At 72.2% G+C, this 25,139-nt stretch carries 21 protein-coding genes; 11 read left to right on the top strand and 10 right to left on the bottom strand.

Features of this window, described 5'->3' with window-relative positions; translation table 11 throughout:
- Positions 1 to 128: 128 nt before the first annotated feature.
- Positions 129 to 1,247, bottom strand: a complete 1,119-nt coding sequence (alc, locus tag MTF69_RS29150; RefSeq protein ID WP_243339150.1) for an allantoicase — start codon at positions 1,245 to 1,247, stop codon at positions 129 to 131.
- 2 nt (positions 1,248 to 1,249) lie between these two features.
- The gene (gene allB / locus MTF69_RS29145; protein ID WP_279346418.1) at positions 1,250 to 2,584 is read right to left on the bottom strand and encodes an allantoinase AllB; all 1,335 of its coding nucleotides are present in this window, start codon (positions 2,582 to 2,584) and stop codon (positions 1,250 to 1,252) included.
- A gap of 337 nt (positions 2,585 to 2,921) precedes the next feature.
- Between allB and MTF69_RS29140 the strand changes: the two genes are divergently transcribed.
- On the top strand, positions 2,922 to 3,722 hold the full coding sequence (locus tag MTF69_RS29140; protein WP_243339148.1) for an IclR family transcriptional regulator: 801 nt from the start codon (positions 2,922 to 2,924) through the stop codon (positions 3,720 to 3,722).
- A gap of 236 nt (positions 3,723 to 3,958) precedes the next feature.
- Positions 3,959 to 5,476, top strand: a complete 1,518-nt coding sequence (locus MTF69_RS29135) for a hypothetical protein (protein WP_243339147.1) — start codon at positions 3,959 to 3,961, stop codon at positions 5,474 to 5,476.
- Positions 5,477 to 5,485: 9 nt separating this feature from the next.
- Here MTF69_RS29135 and MTF69_RS29130 read toward each other — a convergent pair whose 3' ends face one another.
- Together MTF69_RS29130 and MTF69_RS29125 are read right to left on the bottom strand one after the other, a co-directional pair.
- Positions 5,486 to 6,160 (bottom strand): ABC transporter ATP-binding protein, encoded by a 675-nt coding sequence (locus MTF69_RS29130; RefSeq protein ID WP_243339146.1) that lies wholly within the window; start codon positions 6,158 to 6,160, stop codon positions 5,486 to 5,488.
- Positions 6,157 to 7,248, bottom strand: a complete 1,092-nt coding sequence (locus MTF69_RS29125) for an ABC transporter permease (RefSeq protein WP_243339145.1) — start codon at positions 7,246 to 7,248, stop codon at positions 6,157 to 6,159. The genes MTF69_RS29130 and MTF69_RS29125 overlap by 4 nt, the downstream gene beginning before the upstream one ends.
- Before the next feature lie 134 nt (positions 7,249 to 7,382).
- On the opposite strand from MTF69_RS29125, the gene MTF69_RS29120 reads away from it, so the two are divergent.
- Positions 7,383 to 8,627, top strand: a complete 1,245-nt coding sequence (locus MTF69_RS29120) for a sensor histidine kinase (RefSeq protein WP_243339144.1) — start codon at positions 7,383 to 7,385, stop codon at positions 8,625 to 8,627.
- Positions 8,624 to 9,259: a response regulator transcription factor gene (locus MTF69_RS29115; protein ID WP_243339143.1), complete on the top strand. Its 636-nt coding sequence runs from the start codon at positions 8,624 to 8,626 to the stop codon at positions 9,257 to 9,259. The genes MTF69_RS29120 and MTF69_RS29115 overlap by 4 nt, the downstream gene beginning before the upstream one ends.
- Before the next feature lie 307 nt (positions 9,260 to 9,566).
- Here MTF69_RS29115 and MTF69_RS29110 read toward each other — a convergent pair whose 3' ends face one another.
- Positions 9,567 to 11,063 (bottom strand): PLP-dependent aminotransferase family protein, encoded by a 1,497-nt coding sequence (locus MTF69_RS29110; RefSeq protein ID WP_243339142.1) that lies wholly within the window; start codon positions 11,061 to 11,063, stop codon positions 9,567 to 9,569.
- An 89-nt stretch (positions 11,064 to 11,152) separates the two neighbouring features.
- Between MTF69_RS29110 and MTF69_RS29105 the strand changes: the two genes are divergently transcribed.
- The 4 genes from MTF69_RS29105 to MTF69_RS29090 all read left to right on the top strand — a co-directional run bounded on the left by MTF69_RS29105 (position 11,153) and on the right by MTF69_RS29090 (position 15,314).
- The gene (locus MTF69_RS29105) at positions 11,153 to 11,407 is read left to right on the top strand and encodes a hypothetical protein (protein ID WP_243339141.1); all 255 of its coding nucleotides are present in this window, start codon (positions 11,153 to 11,155) and stop codon (positions 11,405 to 11,407) included.
- On the top strand, positions 11,404 to 11,985 hold the full coding sequence (locus MTF69_RS29100) for an NTP transferase domain-containing protein (RefSeq protein ID WP_243339140.1): 582 nt from the start codon (positions 11,404 to 11,406) through the stop codon (positions 11,983 to 11,985). Before MTF69_RS29105 ends, MTF69_RS29100 begins: the two co-directional genes overlap by 4 nt.
- A gap of 250 nt (positions 11,986 to 12,235) precedes the next feature.
- The gene (aceB, locus tag MTF69_RS29095; protein WP_243339139.1) at positions 12,236 to 13,855 is read left to right on the top strand and encodes a malate synthase A; all 1,620 of its coding nucleotides are present in this window, start codon (positions 12,236 to 12,238) and stop codon (positions 13,853 to 13,855) included.
- Between the two features lie 271 nt (positions 13,856 to 14,126).
- Complete coding sequence (locus MTF69_RS29090) at positions 14,127 to 15,314, top strand: GDSL-type esterase/lipase family protein (RefSeq protein ID WP_243339138.1); 1,188 nt, start codon at positions 14,127 to 14,129, stop codon at positions 15,312 to 15,314.
- Between the two features lie 69 nt (positions 15,315 to 15,383).
- Here MTF69_RS29090 and MTF69_RS29085 read toward each other — a convergent pair whose 3' ends face one another.
- The gene (locus tag MTF69_RS29085; protein WP_243339137.1) at positions 15,384 to 15,773 is read right to left on the bottom strand and encodes a VOC family protein; all 390 of its coding nucleotides are present in this window, start codon (positions 15,771 to 15,773) and stop codon (positions 15,384 to 15,386) included.
- A 116-nt stretch (positions 15,774 to 15,889) separates the two neighbouring features.
- On the opposite strand from MTF69_RS29085, the gene MTF69_RS29080 reads away from it, so the two are divergent.
- On the top strand, positions 15,890 to 16,285 hold the full coding sequence (locus tag MTF69_RS29080; protein ID WP_243339136.1) for a hypothetical protein: 396 nt from the start codon (positions 15,890 to 15,892) through the stop codon (positions 16,283 to 16,285).
- Here MTF69_RS29080 and MTF69_RS29075 read toward each other — a convergent pair.
- Positions 16,282 to 17,490 (bottom strand): transposase, encoded by a 1,209-nt coding sequence (locus MTF69_RS29075; protein ID WP_243339135.1) that lies wholly within the window; start codon positions 17,488 to 17,490, stop codon positions 16,282 to 16,284. The genes MTF69_RS29080 and MTF69_RS29075 overlap by 4 nt on opposite strands.
- A 155-nt stretch (positions 17,491 to 17,645) precedes the next feature.
- Between MTF69_RS29075 and MTF69_RS29070 the strand changes: the two genes are divergently transcribed.
- Positions 17,646 to 17,897: a hypothetical protein gene (locus tag MTF69_RS29070; protein ID WP_243339134.1), complete on the top strand. Its 252-nt coding sequence runs from the start codon at positions 17,646 to 17,648 to the stop codon at positions 17,895 to 17,897.
- On the opposite strand, the gene MTF69_RS29065 is transcribed toward MTF69_RS29070, so the two are convergent.
- Positions 17,840 to 19,888, bottom strand: coding sequence for a hypothetical protein (locus tag MTF69_RS29065; RefSeq protein WP_243339133.1), 2,049 nt, complete (start codon positions 19,886 to 19,888; stop codon positions 17,840 to 17,842). The genes MTF69_RS29070 and MTF69_RS29065 overlap by 58 nt on opposite strands.
- Positions 19,889 to 19,991: 103 nt before the next feature.
- Between MTF69_RS29065 and MTF69_RS29060 the strand changes: the two genes are divergently transcribed.
- A complete protein-coding gene (locus MTF69_RS29060; RefSeq protein ID WP_243339132.1) occupies positions 19,992 to 21,044 on the top strand; it encodes an Lrp/AsnC family transcriptional regulator in 1,053 nt (350 codons plus the stop codon).
- A gap of 662 nt (positions 21,045 to 21,706) precedes the next feature.
- Here the strand turns inward: MTF69_RS29060 and MTF69_RS29055 are convergent.
- Positions 21,707 to 23,119 (bottom strand): nucleobase:cation symporter-2 family protein, encoded by a 1,413-nt coding sequence (locus MTF69_RS29055; protein WP_243339239.1) that lies wholly within the window; start codon positions 23,117 to 23,119, stop codon positions 21,707 to 21,709.
- A 426-nt stretch (positions 23,120 to 23,545) separates the two neighbouring features.
- Complete coding sequence (locus MTF69_RS29050; protein WP_243339131.1) at positions 23,546 to 24,949, bottom strand: 8-oxoguanine deaminase; 1,404 nt, start codon at positions 24,947 to 24,949, stop codon at positions 23,546 to 23,548.
- Positions 24,950 to 25,139: the final 190 nt, after the last annotated feature.

Below are 25,139 nucleotides of genomic sequence, written 5' to 3'. Positions count from 1 at the left end.
CAGGGCAGCGCCCCGCACTCGCCCGCCCGGAAAGCCCGCAGGGGCGCACCGTCGAAACGGTGCGCCCCTGCGGGGTGTTCGCGCATGCCCCGGGAGTGTCGGCTCCCGGGGCGGTCACGAGGGTGGCGTCAGCCGCCCAGCTCCTGGTGACGGGCGGTGTGCGCGGCGGTGCCGGCCTCCGTCAGCGCGCCGAAGAGGCGCAGGCGGGAGAAGCCGCCGTCCGGGAAGATGTCGATGCGCACGTGCGTGCCCACCGCCGGGGCGTCGAGCACGAAGCGGTGGTTGGTGTCGGGCTGCAGGCGGGTGCGCGGCAGGAACTCCGTCCACTCGCCCTCCTCGCCCGTCTTGACGGACAGCGAGGCCCAGCCGGCCGAGTTGCCCTTGAGGTACGCGGTGTCGATCTCGACGGCGCGGATCTCGGACTCGGCGACGAGCTGGTAGCGGATCCAGTCGTTGCCGTTGTCGCGGCGGCGGGCGGTCTCCCAGCCGTCGTCCATCTTGCGGGAGCGGCCCGGGTTGATGGTGTTGGTCGGCGGGGAGTAGAAGCGGTTGGAGGCGTCCTGGACGGAGCCGCCGTTCTCCAGGGCCACCACGTCGAAGGAGCCGAGCGCCGCGAGCCACTTGGGGTCGGGCACGACCTCGCCGTAGACGCGCAGGCGGGCGATGCCGCCGTCGGGGTGCTGGTTGACGCGCAGGTGCGTGAAGCGCTGCTCGACATCGATCTCGAAGCCGTTGGCCGCGTGGCCGCCGACGGGGGTGCGGGCGACGATGGTCGTCCACTTGATGTCGTCGCCCTGGAGCTCCGCCGGGGTCGGCGCGAGGGCGCCTTCCCAGTTGGTGGCCTCGACGGAGACGGCCTGCGGCATGTTGCCGCGGAAGTGGGCGGTGTCGACGACGATGCCGCGGATGACGCCGGGGGCGCCCAGGCGGACGAGCGCCCAGTCGTGGTCCTCGGGGGTCGGCCAGGGCTGGGTGGCGGAGATGCCGCGGCGGCGGCGGGTCTCCCAGCCGTCCATGACCTTGCCCTTGTGGCCGAAGTCCTCGGGGTCGAAGTGCGCGGCCTCGGAGATCAGCAGGTTCTCGCGCTGCGCGAAGAACTCGTCGTTGGCCTCGATGACACCGGCGCCGAGCTCACGGGCGGCGAGGTTCGCGTACTGGGTGAACGGGAAGTCCGCGCTGCGGTAGTCCGCGTACGGGTCGCCGCCTCCGTACGGGTTCGCGTTGCCGGTGAAGGATTCAATCGCCACTGTCAGTTCTGCCTTTCAAGGAGTCGGCCGGTGGGCTCGGACGGGGTGCCGTGGTCGGCGATCTGCGTGCCGCGCAGCCAGGTGGACTTCACGACGCCGTGCAGGGTCTTGCCCGCGTACGCCGTGACCTGGTTGCGGTGGTGCAGGTGGGCCGGGTCCACGGTGAAGGTCTCTTCGGGGGCCAGGACGGCGAAGTCGGCGTCACGGCCGGCCTCGATCGCGCCCTTGCTCGCCAGACCGGCGAGGGCGGCCGGGGCGGCGGACATCCAGCGGACGACGTCCTCGAGGGTGCGGCCGCGCTTCTGCGCCTCGGTCCAGATGGCCGGCAGGCCGAGCTGGAGGGAGGAGATGCCGCCCCACGCGGTGGCGAAGTCGCCGGTCTTGAGGTCCGCGGTGGAGGGAGAGTGGTCGGAGACGATGCAGTCGATCGTGCCGTCGGCGAGCGCGTCCCACAGGACGTCCTGGTTGGCGGACTCGCGGATGGGCGGGCAGCACTTGAACTCGGTGGCGCCGTCCGGGACTTCCTCGGCCGTCAGGGTGAGGAAGTGCGGGCAGGACTCGACGGTGATCTGCACGCCCTCGGCCTTCGCGGCGGCGATCAGCGGCAGCGCGGAGGCGGAGGACAGGTGCAGGACGTGGACGCGCGCGTCTCGTCGCTTCGCCTGGTCGATCAGGTTCTGGATCGCGGTGTTCTCGGCGTCCTGGGGGCGGGAGGCCAGGAAGTCGGCGTACTTGGGGCCCGGGTTCTGCGGCGCGGACTCCAGGTGGTGCGGGTCCTCGGCGTGCACGATCAGCAGGCCGCCGAAGCCGGTGATCTCGGCGAGCGAGGCGGCCAGCTGCTCCTGGTCGAGGAGGGGGAACTCGTCCACGCCGGAGGGCGACAAGAAGCACTTGAAGCCGAAGACGCCGGCGTCGTGCAGCGGGCGCAGGTCCTTGACGTTGTCCGGCAGCGCGCCGCCCCAGAAGCCGACGTCCACGTGCGCCTTGGTCCGGGCGACGTCCTGCTTGACCACCAGGTTGGCGGTCGTGGTGGTCGGCGGCAGGGAGTTGAGCGGCATGTCGAGGATGGTGGTGATGCCACCGGCCGCGGCGGCGCGGGTGGCCGTCCAGAAGCCTTCCCACTCGGTACGACCGGGGTCGTTCACGTGGACGTGGGTGTCGACCAGGCCGGGGAGGAGCACGTCGTCGCCGAAGTCCTCCAGCCGGGCACCGGCCGGTACGTCGGCCTCGTACGGCAGCACGGCCGCGATCTTCCCGCCGGCGACGGCCACCGAAGCGGCACGCGTCCCCTCGGGGGTGATGACGCGCGTCGAGCGCAGTACCAGTTCCACAGCCAGGTCGGACACCGGAACCTCCCCATCTACTTCCACAGAGCGAAATTCAACGTTCTGTTGACGGAGTCTTCACGTCGATCCGGAAGCAGTCAAGAGCGCCCGGACGGACCACTGACGGTGGCGTATCGCAATTGGAGGTTTCCACAGGATGGAATTAAGATTTCGCTATGCAGAATGTAGCTACCGCCACCGGGAACCGGACGGGCAACTTCCCGAGGACGTCCGCCACCAGGACAAACCGCCTCTGACCGGCGGGGACGGCATTGCCCCGGCTCTAGGGCCGACGCAGACCGACCGGTAGGCTGCTTGCTTGCCTGCCAGCACCGAAAGGACCGCGCCCGTGCCGACGTCCAGCGCCAGCACCACCGACGCCTCCACCAAGCCCACCGCCAGCGGTGGCGTCCAGTCCCTTGAGCGCGCCTTCGATCTGCTCGAACGCATGGCCGATGCCGGAGGCGAAGTCGGCCTCAGCGAGCTCTCCGCCGCCAGCGGTCTGCCGCTGCCCACCATCCATCGCCTCATGCGCACCCTCGTGGCGTGCGGCTACGTCCGGCAGCAGCCCAACCGACGGTACTCCCTCGGACCCCGGCTGATCCGCCTCGGCGAGTCCGCGTCGCGGCTGCTGGGCACCTGGGCCCGCCCCTACCTGGCACGCCTGGTGGAGGAGACCGGCGAGACCGCGAACATGGCCCTGCTCGACGGAGACGAGATCGTCTACGTCGCCCAGGTGCCGTCCAAGCACTCCATGCGCATGTTCACCGAGGTCGGCCGCCGCGTGCTGCCGCACTCCACGGGCGTGGGCAAGGCGCTGCTCGCCTACACCCCCGCGGACGAGGTCAGGGCCCTGCTCTCGCGCACCGGGATGCCCGCCGCGACCGAGAAGACCATCACCACCCCCGAGGGCTTCCTGGACGCCCTGGAGGTGGTCCGCCGGGTGGGCTACGCCGTCGACGACAACGAGCAGGAAATAGGAGTCCGCTGCCTCGCGGTCTCCGTGCCGAACTCGCCGACCGCCGCCGCGATCTCCATCTCCGGCCCGGCCGGCCGGGTGACCGAGGCGGTGGCCGAGTCCTTCGTGCCGATCCTCCAGGGCGTCGCGGCCGAGCTGTCGGTGGCCCTGCAGAGCCAGAACCCGGCGTAGGCCCTGGCCGGGCGGTAGACGCGGAAAGAGCCCGGCGCCCCCTCCAGTGGGGGCGCCGGGCTCTCGCGCACTCCCCGGGCGCGCGGCGGCCGGGGCGGGGGGCCGCCCGGGGCCGGGGCTTTCCCGCAGCCGTGCGGGGCCGGCGCTGGGCCGACTGCGGGGCCCCGATGGCGGGGTGCGCCCCGGCGGGGCAGCGTGGTGGCCGACCGCCCCGTCTCCCGCCCCGAGGTCCGCCCATGGCCGCCCCGAACCCCGCCACGGCGCCGAGCCCGCCCGATGTCCTGCCGGAGCCCCGTGCGGGGCGGCGGCGCGATCTCGTGTGGCTGGCCCCCGTCGCCGCCGCGTACGCGGTCGCCCAACTGCTGCTGGCCGTACCGGGCACCGGACTCGGCTGGGACGAGACCGTGTACGTCAGCCAGGTCGCGCGCGACGCCCCCGCCGCGTTCTTCAGCGCCCCGAGGGCCCGGGGAATCACCCTCCTCGTCGCCCCCGTCGCGGCCCTCACCCCGTCCGTCACCGCCCTGCGGATCTACTTGGCCCTGCTGTCCGCGGCGGCGCTCCTGCTCTCCCTCTGGGCTTGGCGGCGGCTGCTCCCCGCGCCGGTGCTCGCCCTGGCCGGGGCACTCTTCGCCGGTCTGTGGACGGCCCTGTCCTACGGCCCCCAGGCCATGCCCAACCTCTGGGTGGCCTTCGGAGCGCTGCTGTCCGTCGGCTGCTTCCTGCGGGCCGCCCGCGATCCCGCCGACCGCGTCGCCCTCGCCGGTCTCGCCGCCGGGATCGGCCTCGCCGCGCTCATGCGCCCCTCCGACGCGTTCTGGCTCGTCCTGCCCCTGGCGTGCGCGGTGCCGGCCGTCCGTGCCGGGCGGCGGCCCGTGCTGCTCGCGGCGCTGGCGGTGGGGGCGCTGCTCGGCGGCGCCGAGTGGGTCGTCGAGGCCGAGCTCCGCTACGGGGGCCTCCTCACCCGGCTGCACCGCGCCGGCGAGATCCAGGGCGGCCTCGGCTGGAACCCGGCCTTCGGCGACCACCTGCGCGCCCTGGGCGGCCGTACGCTCTGCCGCCCGTGCGACGTGCCCTGGTCCCGGCCCGTCACCGCGCTGTGGTGGTTCGCGCTGCCGCTGCTCACCGCGGGCGGGCTCCTCACCGCGTACCGGACGGGGCGGCTGCGCCTGCTCCTCGTACCCACGGCCGCCGCGGTCTGCCTGGCGTCGCCGTACCTGCTGTTCGTCGGATACGCGGCGCCCCGCTTCCTGCTCCCCGCGTACGCCCTGCTGGCCCTCCCCGTCGCCCTCTGCCTCGCCCGGATGCTCGCCTGGGCCCGTACCCGCCCCCTGGCCCTCGGCGCGCTCTGCCTGGCCCTGGCCGCGCACCTCGCGCTCCAGCTCGCGGTCACCGCCACGCTGGCGGCGCGCAGCAGGGCCAACCGGACCGCGTTCGCCGCGGTGGCCGCCGAACTCCACCGCCAGGGGCTACGGCCGCCCTGCGTGGTCAGCGGCGAGGAGGCCGTCCGGGTGGCGTTCCGCGCCGGGTGCTCCTCGCGCCAGGTCTACGGGGGCCACGACGGCAGCATCACTCCCGACGGGCTCGCCGCCCTCGCCCGCACACTGCCGACAGCGGTGCTGGTGGCGGGCGGGGCGCGGCCGCCGGAGTGGGCACGGGGCTGGCGCCCGCTCCCCCTGCCGGACTTCCCGGGTCCGGGCGGCCACCTCGCCTACCTGGCGCCCTCGGCACGGCCCGACCAGGACGACAGGCCCTAGGGCCAGGCCCTAGACCGAGCAGGTGAGGCGGCCGTCGGCCATGGTCGCCGTGCGGTCCATCCGCTCCAGGTGCGCGTGGTCGTGGGTGACCAGCACGGTGGCCGTGGAGCGCTCCCGGGTGAGGGTGACCAGCAGGTCCAGGATCGCGGCGCCGCGCTCGTGGTCGAGGGCGCTGGTGGGCTCGTCGACCAGCAGCACGGCGGGCTCGTTCATCAGGGCGCGGGCGATGTTGATCCGCTGGCGCTGCCCCCCGGAGAGCTGGTGCGGCCGCTTGTCGGCCTTGTCGGCCAGCCCCACCGCGTCCAGCAGCTCCAGGGCCCGCCGGCGTACGGCCCGCGCGGGCCGGCCGGAGAGGTGGGCCATCACCTGGAGCTGTTCGGCGGCGGTGAGCGAGGCCAGCAGGTTCGGCTGCTGGAAGACGATGCCGATCTTCTCCCGGCGCAGCGCCGACTTCTCGCCCGCGCCGAGCAACGAGGTGTCCTGCCCGGCCACGACCACCCGTCCCGCGTCGGGCGTGACGAGGGTGGCGGCCACCGCCAGCAGGCTGGACTTCCCGGAACCGGAGGGACCGACCACCGCCGTCAGGGTGCCGGCCGGCACCTCCAGGCCGACCGCGTCCAGTGCGGTGAGGCGGCCGTCGCCGTCCGGGTAGGTGAGCGTGACGTCGTGCACGAGCAGGGTCATCGGGCGCTCCCGAGAGCGGTCAGGGGGTCTACGGCGGTGATCCGCCGGATGGACAGGGCGGCGCCGAGCGCGCCGAGCGCGATCATGACGGCGGCCGGCACCAGCACGGTGGCGGCGTCGAGCACGAAGGGCACGTCACCGCCGCTGATCAGCGCTCCGAAGCCGGCCGCGAGCGCGGTGCCCGCACCGGTGCCGAGCGCCAGCATCACCACGGCCTGCCCGAGGGCGTCCTTGAGGAGGTACGGGGTGGAGGCACCCAGTGCCTTCAGCACGGCGATGTCCCCGCTGCGCTGGATGGTCCACACCGTGAAGAAGGCTCCTATGACCAGGGCCGAGATGGCGAAGAGGAACCCGCGCATCAGCTGCAGGGAGCCGTTCTCGGAGGTGTACGAGCCGATCGCGGTCAGTGCCTCGTCGACGGTCTGCGCCCGCGTGCCGGAGGCCTTGTCCCCGGCCGCCCAGTCGACGCCGCCCGTCCCGTCCAGGGCGACGACGGTGGCGAGGGTGTCGATGGAGGTACCGGGGTTCCCGACGCGCTGCCAGTCGTTGAGGTCCATCCAGACGACCGGGGTGTGGCTGTAGGCGGCGGTGCCGGAGACCGCGGCGACGGTCATCTCGACCTGGCCGACCCTGAGCCTGCCTCCCGCGGTCAGCCCGCCGAGCTCCTTGGCGGCCTTCTCCGTGAGGACCACCTGCCCCTGGGTCAGCCCGCTCCCCCCGGGCGCGAGGGGGCCCGCCGGATCCACGCCGAAGAGGGACACGGCCACCGTGCGCTCACCCGAGACGACATTGGTGGTGCGGATGCCCAGCGGCTGCGCCGAGGTCACCCCCGGCTGTTCCCGCCAGGCCAGCCAGGCCTTCTCGGGCACCTGGGAGTTGGTGAAGGAGGCCTTCTGGTCCCCGGCGGGCGCGGCGAACGCGAGGCGGGTGGTGGCGGGCAGGCCGGTGATGGCCGAGATGTTCTCCCGGGCCAGGCCCGCGGTGAGCCCGGACAACAGGCCGACCAGCAGCGTGATCAGCAGTACGACCGAGCCCATCAGGGCGAAGCGGCCCTTGGCGAACCGTAGATCTCTCCATGCGACGAACATGTTCCCCACCTTGGTCTTCCGCGTGGACACAAGGCATCGCGCCACAGTAGAGATCCTCGTATCGAAGGGCGCACCAAGACATCAATCCTTTGGTTGACCGGGGCCTGCGGACCCGGACTTACGCTGGTCAGGCCATGACTGCTCACCTCCCGCCCCCCGCGGCTTCCCTCTCCCCGCCTCCCGCGCCCGGTGGCCCCGGCGCCCGCACCCTCACCCCCGTCTCCCGCGTCCTGCGGCTGTGCCTGCACGCCCTGCTCTTCGGCCTGCTCGCCCTCGCCGCCGGGCGGGCCGTCGCCGACTCTGCACCGCGCGCGGGCTGGGTGGTCGCGGCCTGCGCGGTACTGGCCGCCGTGTACGTCGCGGGCGTACGGACCCCCGCGGTGCACAGCTCGGCGCGCGCCGGGGCGGTGTGGCTGGCCGGATTGTGCGCGGCCTGGGCCGCGCTGCTGGTGGTCTCCCCCGACGGGCTGTGGATCGCCTTCCCGCTGTACTTCCTGGAGCTGCACCTGCTGCGGCTGCGCTGGGGCGTGGCCGCGGTCGCGGTGACGGCGGCAGCGGCGATCGGAGGCTTCCTCGCGCACAGCAGCGCGGTGACCCCGGGGGCCTTCCTCGGGCCGCTGCTGGGCGGCGCCGTGGCGGTGGCGACCGTACTGGGCTACCAGGCCCTGTACCGGGAGAGCGAGCGGCGCCGCGAGCTGATCGAGGAGCTCATCACCACCCGGGCCGAGCTGGCCGCGGCCGAGCGGAGCGCCGGGATCCTGGCGGAGCGGGAGCGCCTGGCCCGGGAGATCCACGACACCCTCGCCCAGGGCCTGTCCTCCATCCAGCTGCTCCTGCGGGCCGCGGAGCGCAGCCTGCCCGACGGCTCGGCGGCCCTTCTGCACATCGGCCGGGCCCGGGAGGCCGCCCAGGAGAACCTCGCCGAGGCACGGCGCTTCGTACGGGCCCTCACGCCTCCGGACCTGGAGCACGGGTCGCTGCCGGCCGCGCTGGAACGGCTGTGCTCGGGGGCGCCGGGCCCGCGGGTCCGTTTCTCCCTGAGCGGCACCGCGCGCTCCCTCCCCACGCCCTACGAGGTGGCGCTGCTGCGGATCGCGCAGTCGGCGCTGGCCAATGTGGTGCGGCACGCGGGGGCCGGGCGCGCCGAGATCACCCTGACCTTCATGGACTCCTCGGTGACCCTGGACATCGTCGACGACGGCAAGGGCTTCGACCCCTGCGCGGCCTCCTCCGCCCCCTCGGACGGCGGCGGCTTCGGCCTGCCGGCGATGCGGTCGCGGGCCGAAACCCTCAGCGGCCTGTTCACGGTCGAATCCGCCCCGGGCCAGGGCACCGCCGTGGCCGTCACCCTTCCCCTGCCCGCGGAGGCCCTGTCATGACGATCCGGCTGCTCCTCGCCGACGACCACCCGGTGGTCCGGGCCGGGCTGCGCGCGGTGCTGGACACGGAGCCGGACTTCGAGGTGGTGGCGGAGGCGGCGACGGCGGAACGGGCGGTGGAGCTGGCCGGCTCGGCCGGGGTCGACGTGGTCCTGATGGACCTCCAGTTCGGCCCCGGCGGCGGCATGCACGGCTCGGCGGCCACGGCCCTGATCACGGCCGGGTCCCCGTCCCCCCGGGTGCTGGTCCTGACCACGTACGACACGGACGCGGACATCCTGGCGGCGGTGGAGGCGGGCGCCTCGGGCTACCTCCTCAAGGACGCCCCGCCGGAGGAGCTGGCCGCGGCCGTCCGCACCGCGGCGGCCGGCCAGTCGGCCCTGGCCCCGGCGGTGGCGCTGCGCCTGATGGACCGCATGCGGACCCCGGCGGAGGCCCTGACCAAACGCGAGCTGGAGGTCCTCCAGCTGGTCGCGGACGGCCTGTCGAACCAGCAGATCTCCAAACAGCTCTTCCTCAGCCAGGCCACCGTCAAATCCCACCTGGTCCACATCTACGCAAAACTGGGCGTCGACTCCCGCACCTCGGCAGTGGCCACAGCCGCAACCCGCCGCCTGATCCGCACGCCGTAGGCACATTCCAGCCGTCCGGCGTTCGAGGACCGGGGTCCGGGGCGGAGCCCCAGCGGGGTCCGGGCAGCGCCCGGGGCCCCCTCCTCAGCCCGTCCGGCGTTTGAGAACCTCGGTTCGGGCAGCGCCCGGGGCCCCCTCCTCAGCCCGTCCGGCGTTTGAGGACCGGGGTCCGGGCAGCGCCCGGGGAACGGCGGAAGGGCGGGTAGGGGACTTCGCCCCGCAGGGCACACCACCCGCACCCGCGCCCGGGCCGAGCCCGGGGGGGCGAGCCGGGGGCCGCCGGCCCGCGCAGACCCGGCCGGCGCCGCTAGGCGACCCAGTACGGCCGCTCCACCGCCGAAGGCAGCGGCACGCCCCCGTGGAAGGCCTCCGCCAGCCTCCGTACGCCCTCGTCGAGCCGCTCCGCCGGCAGCGTGTACGGGATCCTCAGCCGGTGCTCGAAGGTCCCGGGGTCCACCCCGAACCGCGCGCCCCGCCCGATGTTGACCCCGGCCGCCGCCGCCCGGTCGGCCAGCGCGGAGCTGACCGGCTCCCCCAGGTCCACCCAGAGCGAGAGCCCGCCCGGCGGCACCTGCCAGGACCACTCCGGCGTGTGCCGCTCCAGCGAGGCGATCAGCGCCGCCCGCTGCCCGCGCAGCTGCTCCAGCCGGGCGGGCAGCGTCCGCTCCAGCCCCTCCATCAGGGGCAGCGCCACCAACTGGTCCAGGACCGAGCCGGTCATGTCGGCCGCCACCCGTACCGCCGTGAGCTCCGTGATCATCTTGGCGGTGGCCCGGATCCATCCGACCCGCAGCCCGCCCCAGTGCGTCTTGCTCAGCGAGCCGATGGTCATCACGTGATCGGCTCCGCCGGCCCCGCCCTTCGGCGCGAGCGAGGCCAGCGGGGCGGGCGCCGGCACGTCGAGCGCGATGTCGGCGATGGTCTCGTCGACCACCAGCCAGGTCCCGGTCCGCCGGGTCGCCGCCAGCAGCCGCAGCCGCTGCTCCTCCGGCATCAGCGCGCCCGTCGGGTTGTGGAAGTCGGGGATCACGTAGGCGAGCCTCGGCACGGTCTGGCGCAGCGCGGACTCGGCGATCTCCAGGTCCCAGCCCGCGTCGGAGACAGCGATCGATCCGGTGCGCAGCCGCGCGTGCCGCAGGGCGTCCAGGGCGTTGGCGTAGGTCGGGTTCTCGGTCATCACCCGGTCCCCGGGCCGGCACAGCAGGCTCACCACCAGCGCGAACGCCTGCTGCGCGCCCGCCGTGACGAGGATCTGCTCCGGACGGGTCGCCAGTCCCCGCCGGGTGAACCGCTCGGCGATGGCGGTCCGCAGGTCGGGCAGCCCGAAGGGGTGGTAGCCGGGGCTGCGGGCGAAGGCCGGGAGCCTGGGCGCGGCCCAGGCCACCGCGGCGGTGAGGCTGTCCTCGGGGGCGCCCATGGCGGCGATGGCGAGGTCGATGCCGGGGTCGCCGTCGGCGCCGTAGCCGCCGGCGCCGACGAGGGCGTGCGCGCCGACCGGACGGTGGCCTTCGGGGAGCTCGGTCCAGGTGCCAGAACCGCGGCGGCTGCGGACGTAGCCGCTCTCGCGCAGGAGGTCGTAGGCGCCGGTGACGGTGGCCCGGCTGGCGCCGACCGCCTCGGCGAGCTCGCGTTCGGCGGGCAGGCGCACGTGCAGGGCGATCCGGCCGTCGAGGATCAGGGTGCGGACGGCGTCGGCCAGGGACCGGTAGCCGGGGCGGGCCAGTACCTCCGCCGGGAGCAGAGCCGCGAGCTGGCGGCTGCCGATCATTCTGTCCGCCGTCTGGACCACTCGCCCGTTTGCCATGCCAACCTCCCCTGATTGGCTCTGCCTGCCAGGCCAATCCAGGTCCAGACTCGCTGCATTGGCCGCAGATTGGCAAGGAGAGAAACGCAATGTTGACGAGGCTGACCGACCGTGACGAACGGGACCTGCTCGCCGCCGCCGAGAACCGGATCGCCGAGCCCCTGCGCGTGGGGGCGGCGCTGGCCGCCGTACGGCGCCTCCTGCGGCGCGAGCGAGAATCGGTGACATGTCACCCCACAGCAGCACACCAGACGAGCACCGGCACCAGCTCCGGCACCAGCAGCAGCGCGAGCACCGGGAGCAGCACCCCGCGGCGGCAGCCGACCGCTCCGCTCCCCCGGTGATCGCCGGTCTGCTGCTCGCGGCCGGCGGCGGCCGGCGCCTCGGCGGCCGCCCGAAGGCCCTGCTCACCTACCGGGGCCGCCCGCTGGTGGAGAACGCCGTACGGGTCCTGCGCGAGGCGGGCTGCGGCCCGCTGCACGTGGTGCTCGGCGCCTCCGCGGCCGAGGTGCGCGAGCGCGCCGACCTGAGCGGCTGCGTGGTGACCGACAACCCGGACTGGGCCGAGGGCATGGGTTCCTCCCTGCGGGTCGGCCTCGCCTCGCTGGCCGGTACGGGCGCCCGCGCGGCCCTGGTCTCCCTGGTGGACCAGCCGGGCATCGGCCCGGAGGCGGTGGCCCGGGTCCGGGCCGCCTACCGCTCCCCGGCGAGCCTGGTGGCGGCGGCGTACGACGGCGAGCGCGGGCACCCGGTGCTCTTCGGGGCGGACCGCTGGCCGGACATCGTGGCGACGGCCACGGGCGACAAGGGCGCGCGGGTGCACCTCTCGGCGCACGCAGCGGAGCTCACGCTGGTCGAGTGCGGTGACATCGCGGAGGCCTTCGACATCGACACCCCTCCCGACCTGGCACGACTCTCCTGAGCGGGCTGTGACCACTGTGGCACTGAGGGCCACGGCGAAGCGGAATCTGTCGACTCAGAGAATCTCGACATCAACAAACCATTGAACTTCCACCATGAGGAAATTACTATCCACTGGTCAGAAGCGCCCCGAACCCCCAGACGGCGCCCGCGACCGTATCCGGAACTCTCCACACCCGACGGCACTGCGTGCCGTCCAGCGCGAGCATTCCCCGCGGCCGCCAGGCACCGCCGCTGAAGGAGTGACAGATATGTCCGCACCAGCGCCGTCATCGCTGGCCATCGTCGACGCCGAGCCCCTGCCCCGGCAGGACGAAGTCCTCACCGAAGCGGCTCTCGCCTTCGTGGCCGAGCTCCACCGGCGGTTCGCCCCCCGTCGCGCCGAGCTCCTCGCCCGCCGCTCCGTGCGCCGCGCCGAGATCGCCCGCACCTCCACCCTCGACTTCCTCCCGGACACCGCACAGGTCCGCGAGGGCGACTGGAAGGTGGCGCCGGCCCCGGCCGCGCTGAACGACCGCCGTGTGGAGATCACCGGTCCGACGGACCGCAAGATGACCATCAACGCCCTGAACTCGGGCGCCAAGGTCTGGCTCGCCGACTTCGAGGACGCCTCGGCTCCCACCTGGGAGAACGTGGTCCTCGGCCAGCTCAACCTGATCGACGCCTACGAGCGCCGCATCGACTTCACCGACGCCCGCACGGGCAAGGCGTACGCCCTCAAGCCCGCCGCGGAGCTCGCCACCGTCGTGATGCGCCCCCGCGGCTGGCACCTGGAGGAGCGCCACCTGCAGTTCGAGGGCGGCCCGGCCTCCGGCTCGCTCGTGGACTTCGGCCTGTACTTCTTCCACAACGCCAAGCGCCTCATCGAGCTCGGCAAGGGCCCGTACTTCTACCTGCCGAAGACCGAGTCCCACCTGGAGGCGCGCCTCTGGAACGAGATCTTCGTCTTCGCCCAGGACTACGTCGGCATCCCGCAGGGCACCGTCCGCGCGACCGTCCTGATCGAGACGATCACGGCCGCGTACGAGATGGACGAGATCCTCTTCGAGCTGCGCGACCACGCGGCGGGCCTGAACGCCGGCCGCTGGGACTACCTCTTCTCCATCGTCAAGAACTTCCGTGACGGCGGCGAGAAGTTCGTCCTGCCGGACCGCAACGCGGTGACGATGACGGCGCCCTTCATGCGGGCGTACACCGAGCTGCTGGTCAAGACCTGCCACAAGCGCGGAGCGCACGCCATCGGCGGCATGGCCGCCTTCATCCCGTCCCGCAAGGACGCCGAGATCAACAAGGTCGCCTTCGAGAAGGTCAAGGCCGACAAGGACCGCGAGGCCGGCGACGGCTTCGACGGCTCCTGGGTCGCCCACCCCGACCTGGTCCCGATCGCGATGGCCTCCTTCGACGCCGTCCTGGGCGAGAAGCCCAACCAGAAGGACCGCCTGCGCGAGGACGTCTCCGTCGCCGCCGGCGAGCTCATCGCGATCGACTCCCTGGACGCGAAGCCCACGTACGACGGCCTGCGCAACGCCGTCCAGGTCGGCATCCGCTACATCGAGGCGTGGCTGCGCGGCCTCGGCGCCGTCGGCATCTTCGGCCTGATGGAGGACGCCGCCACCGCCGAGATCTCGCGCTCGCAGATCTGGCAGTGGATCAACGCCGGCGTGGTCTTCGAGAACGGCAAGCTCGCCACCGCGGACCTCGCCCGCGAGGTCGCGGCCGCCGAACTCGCCGCGATCCGCGCCGAGGTCGGCGAGGAGGCCTTCACCTCCGGCAAGTGGCAGCAGGCCCACGACCTCCTCCTCCAGGTCTCCCTGGACGCGGACTACGCGGACTTCCTCACCCTTCCCGCGTACGACCAGCTCGTCGGCTGACACCCCCCGTCTTCGGCTGAATCGCACAGCAGCCGAAACCACGACAGCGCCCCCGAAGCCTTCCGGCTCCGGGGGCGCTGTCGTGCGTCCGGAAGGTTCGCGCCGAACGACCGATCGGTTGTTACTTGTTCGTAACTTGCATGTACCTAGCGGTAACAACGCGCGGGATGGCACCTTTCCGATTGCCACCGGCCGGAGGTAACCCCCACTTACCGCGCCATGCGCCGGAGTTGTTCCCGGCATGCGCATGGCCGACCGCAGGAGTTCCGCAGTGATCGGATTGCGCAGCGACAGCATGGACCGGGCCCGTCGGGTGCGACGACTGGCCGGGATCGGGATGGCGGCGGCGCTCGGCGCCGGGGCCCTGGTCGCCGGAGGGGCCGGGACGGCCGTGGCCGGGCCGGGCAACGGGCCCACGGCCGTGGTCTCCCTCGGCGACAGCTACATCTCCGGTGAGGCCGGACGCTGGAAGGGCAACAGCCTGACCAACAGCGGGAACCGGACCGGAACGGACCGGGCCTGGGTCAGCGGCAGCAGCTACGACCCCGGCAAGGTCTACGGGGCCACCGCCGGCGGCTGCCACCGGTCGGACTCCGCCGAGGTGAAGAGCGCCGGGGCCATCGCCGACGTCGCGATCAACCTGGCCTGCTCCGGGGCGGTCTCGCAGAACGTGTTCCGCGCCTCCAACGGAGGCGTCGCCTTCAAGGGCGAGGCCCCGCAGGCCGATCAGCTCGCCGCCGTGGCCGCGAGCCACGACGTCAAGGTCATCGCGCTGTCCATCGGCGGCAACGACCTCGGCTTCGCCGACATCATCAAGGAGTGCGCGTACGACTTCGTGCTCTGGAACTCCTACTGCTACGACGATCAGCAGTGGGGCGTGGACCAGAAGATCGACGGGGTCATGGCCGACGTCGGCAAGTCCGTGGACGAGGTGCGGGCCGTCATGCGCGGCGCCGGCTACGCGGACTCCTCGTACCGGATCGTGCTGCAGTCCTACCCGTCGCCGATCCCGCGCGGCACGGAGAACCGGTACACCCAGAGCGACTGGAGCCGGCTCAACACCGGCGGGTGTCCCTTCTGGAACAAGGACTCCGACTGGGCGCGGGACTCGCTCGTGCCGCAGATCGCCGGGCGGATCAAGGCGGTCGCCGCGGCGAAGGGCGTGCAGTTCCTGGACCTGAAGGACATGATGCAGGGGCGCGAGGTGTGCGCGAAGGCGAGCAAGCAGGTGACCACCGCGGCGCCGGCCTCGGCGAAGACCAGCGAATGGGCGCGCTGGATCGACAGCAGCGAGACGCAGGGGCTGGTCCAGGAGTCGATGCACCCGAACTACTTCGGGCAGCTCGCGGCCGGGCGCTGCCTGGCCCTGGCCGTGGCACAGCCGGCGGGCAGCGGGTTCGGCTGCAAGAACACCGCCGGGGCCGACCAGAGCGGGATGTACCTGACCCCGGCTCCGTAGCTCCGTAGCTCCGTAGTACTGATCCGCCGCGGCCCGGCCCCTCCGGCCCCGCCGCGGCGGGGTGCGGTACTACCCGGACTCGTTGAGGACGGACAGGATGTTGCCCGCCGGGTCCTTGAACCAGGCGATGGACGGCATTCCGCGTTCGGTGGGGCGGACGATGCCCCTGTCGTCGGCCTCGAATCCTTCGTAGCGCTCGAAGCGGACGCCTCGCGCGGCGAGTTCGTCGACCGCCTTGTCGATGTCGTCGACGGGGAAATTGAGGATCGTGAAGCTCGCGGGCTGGTGGTTCTCCTTCGGATAGACCAGCACCTTCGCGCCGCCCGCGAGGTGCAGCTGCAGGATCGGCATGTCCTCTTCCTCGGTGACGCGGAGCCCGAGCGTGCCGCCGTAGAACTCTTTCGCCTTCCCGAGGTCGTCGACCGAGAAGCCGCTGAAGGCCTTGCTGTCCGCAAACATGACCACTCCCTCGATCCGTCGCACGCGCCCCTGCTCCCATGGTCCCCCCGGGCCCGGCGGTCGTCGACCGGGAAATGGGGTGATCGTCCCGGCCGCGGACTGGCATGCTCGCGCGCATGACAGTCCGCAGCGCGCGTCCCAGTCTCTACATCTCCGTCGACATCGAGGCCGACGGGCCCATCCCCGGGCCGTATTCGATGATCAGCTTCGGGGCCGCCGTGGCGGGGCGCCAGGACGGGGCTTCGTATACGGCCGCCGATCCGGAACAGGACACCTTCTACCGGGAGTTGCGCCCGATCAGCGAGGCGTACGTACCGGAGGCCCTCGCCGTCAGCGGGCTGGACCGGGACCGGTTGCTCCGCGAGGGGGCCGAACCTGGCGTCGCCATGGCGGAGTTCCGCGCATGGGTGCGGGAGGTCTCGGCGGGGGCGCAGCCGGTGATGTGCGCGTACCCGGCCTCCTTCGACTGGACCTTCCTGTACTGGTACTTGTTGACATCCTCCCCCTCCTAAAGGAAGGGGATTCCCACACCCTCGCGGGTCGGGGTTTTCTGCTTCACTGACTGTCGCCTCTCAGGAGTGCTCCGTTGAGGTCTTACACCGTCTCCACAGACAGATACCGCCAGCCCGGCGGCCAGAATGTTCTTCGCTGCGTTCACGTCCCGGTCGTGGGTCGTTCCGCAGTCGCACGTCCACTCGCGGACGTTGAGGGGCATCTTCGATGCGATGGTGCCGCAGGCCGAGCACAGCTTGGAGGAGGGGAACCATCGGTCGATCACGACCAGGTTCCGCCCGTACCACTGGGCCTTGTACTCCAGCATCATGCGCATCTCACGCCAGGCCGCATCCGAGATGGCGCGGGCGAGCGTGTGGTTCTTGACCATGTTGCGGACGGTCAGGTCCTCGATCACGACCGTTTGGTTTTCACGGACGAGTCGAGTGGTCAGCTTGTGCAGGTGGTCACGGCGCCGGTCTCCGATCTTCGCGTAGACCTTCGCCGCTCTCACACGGGCCTTGGACCGGTTCGCGGAGCCCTTCGCCTTACGAGCGAGGTTCTTCTGTGCCCTGGCCAGACGTTCCCGGTCACGGCGTTCGAACTTCGGGTTGGTGATCTTCTCCCCGGTAGAGAGCGTGACCAGGCTGGTGATCCCGGCGTCGATCCCGACGGCAGCGTTCGCGGGTACGGGCATCATGGGCCGGTCGTCGCACAGCATCGAGACGAACCAACGTCCGGCCGCGTCACGGGACACCGTCACCGTGGACGGCGCCGACCCTTCCGGGATCGGCCTGGACCACACGATGTCGAGCGGCTCGGACATCTTCGCCAAGGTCAGCTTGCCGTCCCGGAACCGGAAGGCGCTGGAGGTGTACTCGGCACTGGCACGGGATTTGTGCTTCGACTTGAAGCGGGGGTACTTCGACCGCTTCCCGAAGAAATTGGTGAACGCGCCTTGCAAGTGCCGGAGCGACTGCTGGAGCGGGACCGAGGACACCTCGGTCAGGTACGACAGCTCTTCGGTCTTCTTCCAGGCCGTCAGCATCGCCGACGTCTGGTTGTAGTTGACCCGCTCCTGACGCGTCCACGCTTCCGTGCGGGCGGCGAGCGCCAGGTTGTAGACCTTGCGCACGCAGCCGAACGTGCGCGACAGCTCGGCTGCCTGCGCATCGGTCGGATAGAAGCGGTACTTGAACGCCCGCCTCACCAGGTTCGTGGTCATGGGTCACAAACTAGAGGCGCAGAATGTGAAGATCAAATCTGCTGGTCAGGACACTGCGATCCGCCTGGCGGCGAATCCCAGCCCGTTGCCCTGCTCCGCAGGAGCTTCGTTTTCTCCCCCCACCTAAAGGTGCGGGTATCCACGAAGGAGTCAAGATGAAGACCCTGTACGCGGCCAAGGCCCGGGTGCCGCTCCGCGCGGCCGTCAAGGGGCGCATGCCGCGCGAGCTGCTCTCCCGCCGGCCGCACACCCATCACGCGCTGGACGACGCGGTCGAGCAGGCCGAGCTGATGAGCAACCTGATGGCGTGGGTGCCGCCCGCTCAGCCCACTCCCCCCGCTCCGCCCGCTCAGCCCGACAGCTCCGGCAGGAGTTCGCGCAGTGGTGTCCGGGCGCCGGAGGTGTAGGCCGCGCGGAAGGCCTGTGGGGTGAGGCGGGTGCGGACCGTGTGCTGGACGCGGGGGGCCGCGGCCGCGTACGGGCGGGTGCGGGAGACGGCGCCGAGGAGGCGGGCGGCCTCGGCGTAGCGGCCCTGGTCCGCCTCCAGTTCGGCGAGGAGCTCCACGGAGAAGGCCTGCCCGAGCGTGTCGTCCAGCGCGAACTGGGTCCGCAGCGCGCTCAGCAGTTCGGTACGGGCCAGCGCCGGGCGCCCCTCGTGGCGCTGGACCAGGGCGTGGGCGTAGCTCACCCAGGAGCGGGCCCACAGGTCGGCCGGGCCGTCCGGCGGGCCGTCCTCGACCGGCACCGAGGCCGGGTCCGTACGGGCGGCCGCCAGGGTGTGCGCGGCCCGCAGGGCTTCGCGTCCGGGTCCGAACCCGGGATCCGCCGGCAGGAGCTCCAGGCCCTCCCGGTACTCCGCCGCGGCGTCCTCGTACCGGTCCTCCCACAACGCGATCGTGCCGCGCAGGTGCGCGAGGTACGCCAGGCAGGCGTCCTCCCCCTCGTGCACGGCCTCGGTCCACGCCTCCACCAGCAGGGGGTCGGCGCCGTCCGCCTCCCCGAAGGCGGCGACCAGCCACGCCGCGAGCCACAGCGCCCGGGCGGGCCGGGGCGCGGGGTGCACGGCCAGGGCGCGTTCCACGTGCCTGCGCCCCTCCGCCGCCATCCCGCACGCGGTCCACAGGAACCACAGGGACACCGCGATCTCCAGGGCCGCGCCCGGTCCCCCGGCGGCGAGCGGATTCATCGCCGCGCGCAGCTCGGGCAGTTCCCGCAGGGCGAGGGCGCGCGCTTCCCGCTGCGCTCCGGCGCGCCACAGCTGCGCGGCCCGCTCCGCCACCACCCGGCAGCGCTCGCGATGACGCCGGGCCGTCGTCGCGCCGTCCCCGGCGGGTCCGTGCGCGAGCCGCCGGGCCGCGTAGGCCCGTACGGACAGCGGCAGTCGGTAGCGGCCCTGACCGGCGTCCGCGAGCAGGCCGGGGGCCAGCCGGAGCAGGGCCTCCACGGCGGTGTCCGGGGTGAGCGCCCCGAAGCCGCACACCTCGGCGACGGCCGCCCTGTCGAAGGAGCCCGCGAAGACGGAGAGCCGCTCCCAGAGCAGCCGTTCGGCGGGCGAGGCCAGCCGCAGCGAGCGTTCGGCGTCGACCCTGGTGCTGCGGCCGGCGCCGCCGGCGAGGAAGCCCAGCGGGTCGGAGCCGAGTCTGCGGAGCGCCTGTGCGGGCGCGTACTGGTGCGAGCGCCCCGCCGCGAGCTCCAGTGCGCCGGGGATGCCGTCGAGCGCCCGGCACAGCGCGGCCACGGCGCCCGCGTTGCGGTCGGTCAGCTCGAAGAAGGGGTCGGCGCCGCGGGCCCGCTCCTCGAAGAGCCGTACGGCCGCGTAGCCGGCGACGTCGGCCACCGGGAACCGCCGGGTGGGGTCGGCCGCGGCATGCCCCGGCAGGACCGACGGCGCCGCGGGCAGCGGCGGCACGGAGGGCGCGGTCGGCACCGACAGCGGCGGTACGGCGAGCACCACTTCCCCGGCGAGCCGCAGCCGCCGCTGCGACGTGGCCAGAATGCGCAGCCCCGGCAGGCGCCGCAGCAGCCCGGCCGCGAGCTCCGCGCCGGCCTCCCCGAGCTGTTCGCAGCCGTCGAGCACCAGCAGCGCATCACGTCCCGCGAGGCGGTCCGCGAGCTCCGCTCCGAGACGGTCCCAGCACCGCTCGGGCAGGGCCCCGAGCTCCGCCCAGACGGCGTCAAGGCCGTCCCTTTCGCCCAGGGTGCGGACGGTGCGCACGGCGAGCCGGGTCTTGCCGATGCCGGCCGGTCCGGTGAGCGTGACCAGGCGTTCGGTGGCGAGCAGGGACGCGAGGGCGGTGAGCTCCCGCTCCCGCCCGATGAAGCTCGACAGTTCGGCGGGCACCGCCTGCCGCACGCCCGAACCGGCCTCCCCCACACGTCCTCCCGCTACGTCCGACACGTACGCACCGTCATGTGGTCAACAGTTGAACGCACAAAGAGAGATGATCGGCTCATAATCCCGTTGTCCCGTCACCGACCGGGAGAACCACCAAGGGGAGGGTATGAACTCGGCCATTTCCGCCATCGACGACACCGACCGGGCACTGGTCCACGCACTCCAGCTCGCACCCCGTGCGAGCTGGGAACTGCTGGGTCCGGTCCTCGGCGCGCGCCCGGACACCCTGGCGCGCCGCTGGGAGCGGCTCACCGGGTCCGGCGAGGCGTGGCTGAGCGGGCTCGGGCTGCGCACCGGCGTCACGAAGCCCTGCATGGCGTGGGTGGAGGTCACGTGCACCGCGGGCACCTCGCCCTCGGTCGGGGACATCCTGGTGGCGGATCCGCACGCGCTCGGGGTCGAGCACACCACCGGGGGCCGGGACCTGCTCGTCTTCGTGGCCGTACCCGACCTGCCGACGCTCTACTCCTACCTGTCCTCCCGGGTGCAGCGGATCCCCGGTGTGATCGGCACCCGCACCTCGATGGTGACGGCGGTGCACTACGCCCCCGACCGCTGGCGCCTGGACCAGCTGACCCCGGCCCAGATCGGCCTGCTGACCAGACGGACCCGGCGGCCGGCGGCTTCCAGCGCCCCGGACCGGCCGGCGGTGGCGCCGCTCCAGGAGGACGACCGGCCGCTGGTCCTGGCCCTGGCCTCGGACGCGCGGCGCAGCGTGGCCTCGCTGGCCCGGGAGTCCGGGATGAGCGAGTCGACCGTACGGCGCCGGCTGGCGCGGCTGGAGGGCGGGCAGAGCCTGCGCTACAGCTGCGCGCTGGCCTCCGGGCTGTCGGGCTGGCCGGTGTCGGCGACGCTGTGGGGGGAGGCGTCCGAGTTCGAGCTCGCCGACTGCGCGGCGGTCGCCGCGGGGCTGCGCGAGACGCGTATCTGCATGTCCGTCAGCGGCCCCTGGAACTTCATGATCAGCGCCCGGCTGCGCACGGTGGAGGACCTCTCCCGCTACACGGCGGAGCTCACCCGAAGGCTGCCGGGCCTGCGCATCACGGACTCGGCGCTGGCCCTGCAGGTCCGCAAGGCGGAAGCCCAGGAACTGGACCGCCGCGGCCACCGCGTCCGCACGGTCTCCCCGGACATCTGGTCGGACCCGATCCTGACCTGACCCCCGCCACGACCTACCTCCGGGCCACCCCCAGGTCAACTCCAGCCCCGCCACCCCCGGTCGCCCGCAGGGCAACTCCAGCCCCGCCGACCCTGGTTCCCCGCAGGACAATTCCAGCCCCGCCACCCCCGGTTGCCCGCAGAGCAACTCCAGCCCCGTCGGCGTTTGAGGCGGGCTCCGGGGCAATTCCAGCCCCGCCAGCGTTTAAGGCGGGTCCGGGGCAACTCCAGCCCCACCGGCGTTCAAGGCGGGTCCGGGGCAATTCCAGCCCCGTCGGCGTTTGAGGCGGGCTCCGGGGCAATTCCAGCCCCGTCGGCGTTTGAGGCGGGCTCCGGGGCAACTCCAGCCCCACCGGCGTTTAAGGCGGGTCCGGGGCAATTCCAGCCCCGCCAGCGTTTAAGGCAGGCTCCGGGGCAATTCCAGCCCCGCCGGCGTTTGAGGCGCGGGGTCCGGGGCGGAGCCCCGGCCGGAGCCGGCCCGCGACGTCACCCGCCACCGCCCGGCGGGGCCCGCGCCGAAGACGCGTACGGCGGTGCGGACGCCAACCCCGCAGTGGGTGACGTACGCACCGCCGCATCCCGCGCACGGGCCGGGAACAGCCCGGCCAGCGCTCACCGGCCGGGACCAGCCCGGTCCGCGCTCACCGGCCGGGAACAGCCCGGTCAGTGCACCAGTACCGGATCCGGGGCGGCCGAGGCCGATCCCTTCTTGGCACCGAGGTGGTTGAAGGCGAGGTTCAGCACGATGGCCACGACGCAGCCGGTGCTGATGCCGGAGTCGAGGACGACGAGCAGGTCCTCGGGGAAGGCGTGGTAGAAGCCGGGGGCCGCGATCGGGATCAGGCCGATGCCGAGCGAGGCGGCGACGATCAGGGCGTTCTCGCCCGTCTCCATGGCCGCGCCGGCCAGGGTCTGGATGCCGCTGGCGGCCACCGAGCCGAAGAGGACGATGCCCGCGCCGCCGAGGACCGGCAGCGGTACGACTCCGATGACGGAGGCGGCGATGGGACAGAGGCCCAGCAGGATCAGGATGCCGCCGCCGGCCGCGACGACGAACCGGCTGCGGACTTTGGTCATGGCGACCAGCCCGATGTTCTGCGCGAAGGCACTGCACATGAACCCGTTGAACAGCGGGCTGAGCGCGCTGCCCAGGGTGTCGGCGCGCAGGCCGCCCTCGATGGTCTTCGCGTCCGCCGGACGGCCGACGATCTTGCCCAGGGCGAGGATGTCGGCGGTGGACTCGGTCATGCACACCAGCATCACGATGCACATGGAGATGATCGCGGCGACCTGGAACTGCGGCGCCCCGAAGTGGAACGGCGTCGGGAAGCCGACGAAATCGGCGTTCCGTACGGCGTCGAAGTTCGTCATGCCCAGCGGCAGCGCTATGAGCGTGCCGGCGACCAGGCCGAGGAGGATGGAGATCTGCTGGAGGAAGCCGCGCAGGAACTTGCGCATCAGCAGGACGATCGCGAGGGTGACGGCGGCCATGGCGATGTTCTTCATCGAGCCGTAGTCGGTGGCGGTGCTGTTCCCGCCCTGCGACCAGTTGAAGGCCACGGGGAGCAGCGAGACGCCGATGAGGGTGATGACCGTACCGGTGACGACCGGCGGGAAGAACCGGACCAGTTTGCCGAAGTACGGGGCGGCGAAGAAGCCGAGGATTCCGGCGACGATGATCGCGCCGAAGATGATCGGGATGGCGTTGTCGCCCTCGCCCTTTCCGATGGCGATCATCGGGGTCACACCGGCGAAGGAGACGCCGTTGACGAAGGGGAGCTTGGCGCCGATCTTCCAGAACCCGAGGGTCTGGAGGAGGGTGGCGAGCCCTGCGGTGAAGAGCGAGGCGCCCATCAGGAAGGCGGTCTCGGTGGCGGAGAGTCCCACGGCCGGGCCGACGATCATGGGCGGGGCGACTACACCCGCGTACATGGCGGCCACGTGCTGGAGACCGCTGGTGAACATTTTCAGCGGCGGCAAGGTCTCGTCGACCGGGTGCTTCGCCCCTGAGTCGTCCGCGACCTGCGGTACTGCGACTGCGTCTGCGTCTTTGCGAAACCTGGGCGCCTGGGCCACGGCTTCCTCCGAACTGTTTAACACGCCGGCAGGGACGTGATGTGTCTGGGAGGTGATGCGAAAGCTGTACGAGTCGAGCCGGTATGGAGTTGTGGGTACTGCTGTGCTGCTGTGCTGCTGTGCTGTTGCTGCGAATGCTTGTCCCAAGGAGTGCGGAAACGATTCGCCCGAGTCGTTTCCACGCAAGGGCGGCCCGGGAGCCGCCGGTAAGGAAGTCGAAAGAGAGCTGGAGGTGCCGTAGCAGTGGCGCGGTACACGAGCTGCGGGGCCAGTGGCGCGGGCTGCGGAGCAACCGGCACGAGTCACCGCTCCCGGGGCGCCCTCGGAAAGAATCCTCGGGCGCTACCCGGGAACAGCTGCCGCGGACCCCGCTCGGGTCCGCGGCCGCCGGCCGGGGGCCGTCCCCCCCGGCCGGACTCCGTGGGATCAGGCCTGCGCGGAGATCCGCGCGAGGCGCTGGGCCTCTTCCCGCGTGGACACGGCGATGGCGTCCTCGTCGGCGAAGAGGAGACGGTTGTTCTCGACGATCTGCTTGCCGTTGACGAACGACGCGGTGACCGGGGCCGCCGCACCGAAGACCAGCGCGGTGACCGGGTCGGCGATCGAGGAGTGCAGGAGGGTGTTCAGGTTCCAGAGCACCAGGTCGGCGCACTTGCCGACCTCCAGCGAACCGATGTTCGAGGCGCGGCCGAGGACCTGGGCGCCACCGAACGTACCGAGGCGCAGGGCCTGGCGGGCGTTGAGCGCGCGCTCGCGGTGGACCGGGTTCAGACGGTTGATCAGCAGCGCGTTGCGCAGCTCGGTGTGCAGCTCACCGGACTCGTTCGAGGCGGTGCCGTCCACGCCGAGGCCGACCGGGACACCGGCGGCGAGCATGTCCGGGACGCGGGCGATGCCGGCGGCCAGACGGGCGTTGGAGGACGGGCAGTGCGCGACACCGGTCTTGGTACGGGCGAACGCGGCGATGTCGGAGTCGTTCATGTGGACGCTGTGCGCCATCCACACGTCCTCGCCGAGCCAGCCGGTCGACTCGAAGTAGTCGGTCGGGCCCATGCCGAACAGTTCCTTGCAGAACTGCTCTTCCTCGACGGTCTCCGAGCCGTGCGTGTGCATGCGCACACCCAGGCGGCGGGCCATCTCGGCGCCCTGCTTCAGCAGCTCGGTGGAGACCGAGAAGGGGGAGCACGGGGCGACGGCGACCTGGGTCATCGCGTCGAAGGAGGCGTCGTGGTACTTCTTCACGGTCGCCTCGGTGTCCGCGAGGGCACCTTCGAGGGTCTCGACCGCGTGGTCCGGCGGCAGGCCGCCGTCCTTCTCGCTGCGGTCCATCGAGCCGCGGGCGAGGGTGAAGCGGACGCCCATCTCGGACGCGGCGCGGATGATCGACCCGGAGAGGTCGCCCGAACCCTTGGGGAAGACGTAGTGGTGGTCCATCGCGGTGGTGACGCCACCCTTGGCCATCGCGGCGAGGGAGCCCTGCGCGGCCGTGTACGTCATCTGCTCGTCGATGCGCGCCCACGTCGGGTACAGCGCGACCAGCCAGTTGAAGAGGTTGTGGTCGGTGGCCAGACCACGCGTGATCCACTGGTAGAAGTGGTGGTGCGTGTTGACCAGACCGGGGGTCACGAGGTGCCCGGTGCCGTCGATGCGGCGGACGACGTTCTCGAGGTTCTCGGGGGCCTTGCCCGCGCCGACGAACTCGATCTTGTTACCGGCGAGCACCACGTGACCCGAGGCGTACTCGGTGTCGTTGGCGTCGACGGTCGCAATCGCACAGTTTTCGATGACGATGCGCTCTACGGCGCTGTCATTGGCTGCCGATGCTGCCATGGGACTTCCTCGTGCTTTCAGTGGCGGTGCGGGCACGGCAAAACCCAGGGGATTTGAGTGCCGGAGCCGGGGGCCTTGACAGCTGACAGTACTGCCGCCCCGTGTGGTGCGTCCGGGTGCCGATTCAGGAAGTTCAAACGTGTCGAAAGTGCTGACAGGTGTCGCGCCGCCCCGGGGCCACTGCGGAGCC

It is taken from the genome of Streptomyces sp. AP-93 (genome assembly GCF_022808175.1).
Classification (GTDB): domain Bacteria; phylum Actinomycetota; class Actinomycetes; order Streptomycetales; family Streptomycetaceae; genus Streptomyces.
This window is presented reverse-complemented; position numbering and strand designations above follow the sequence as displayed.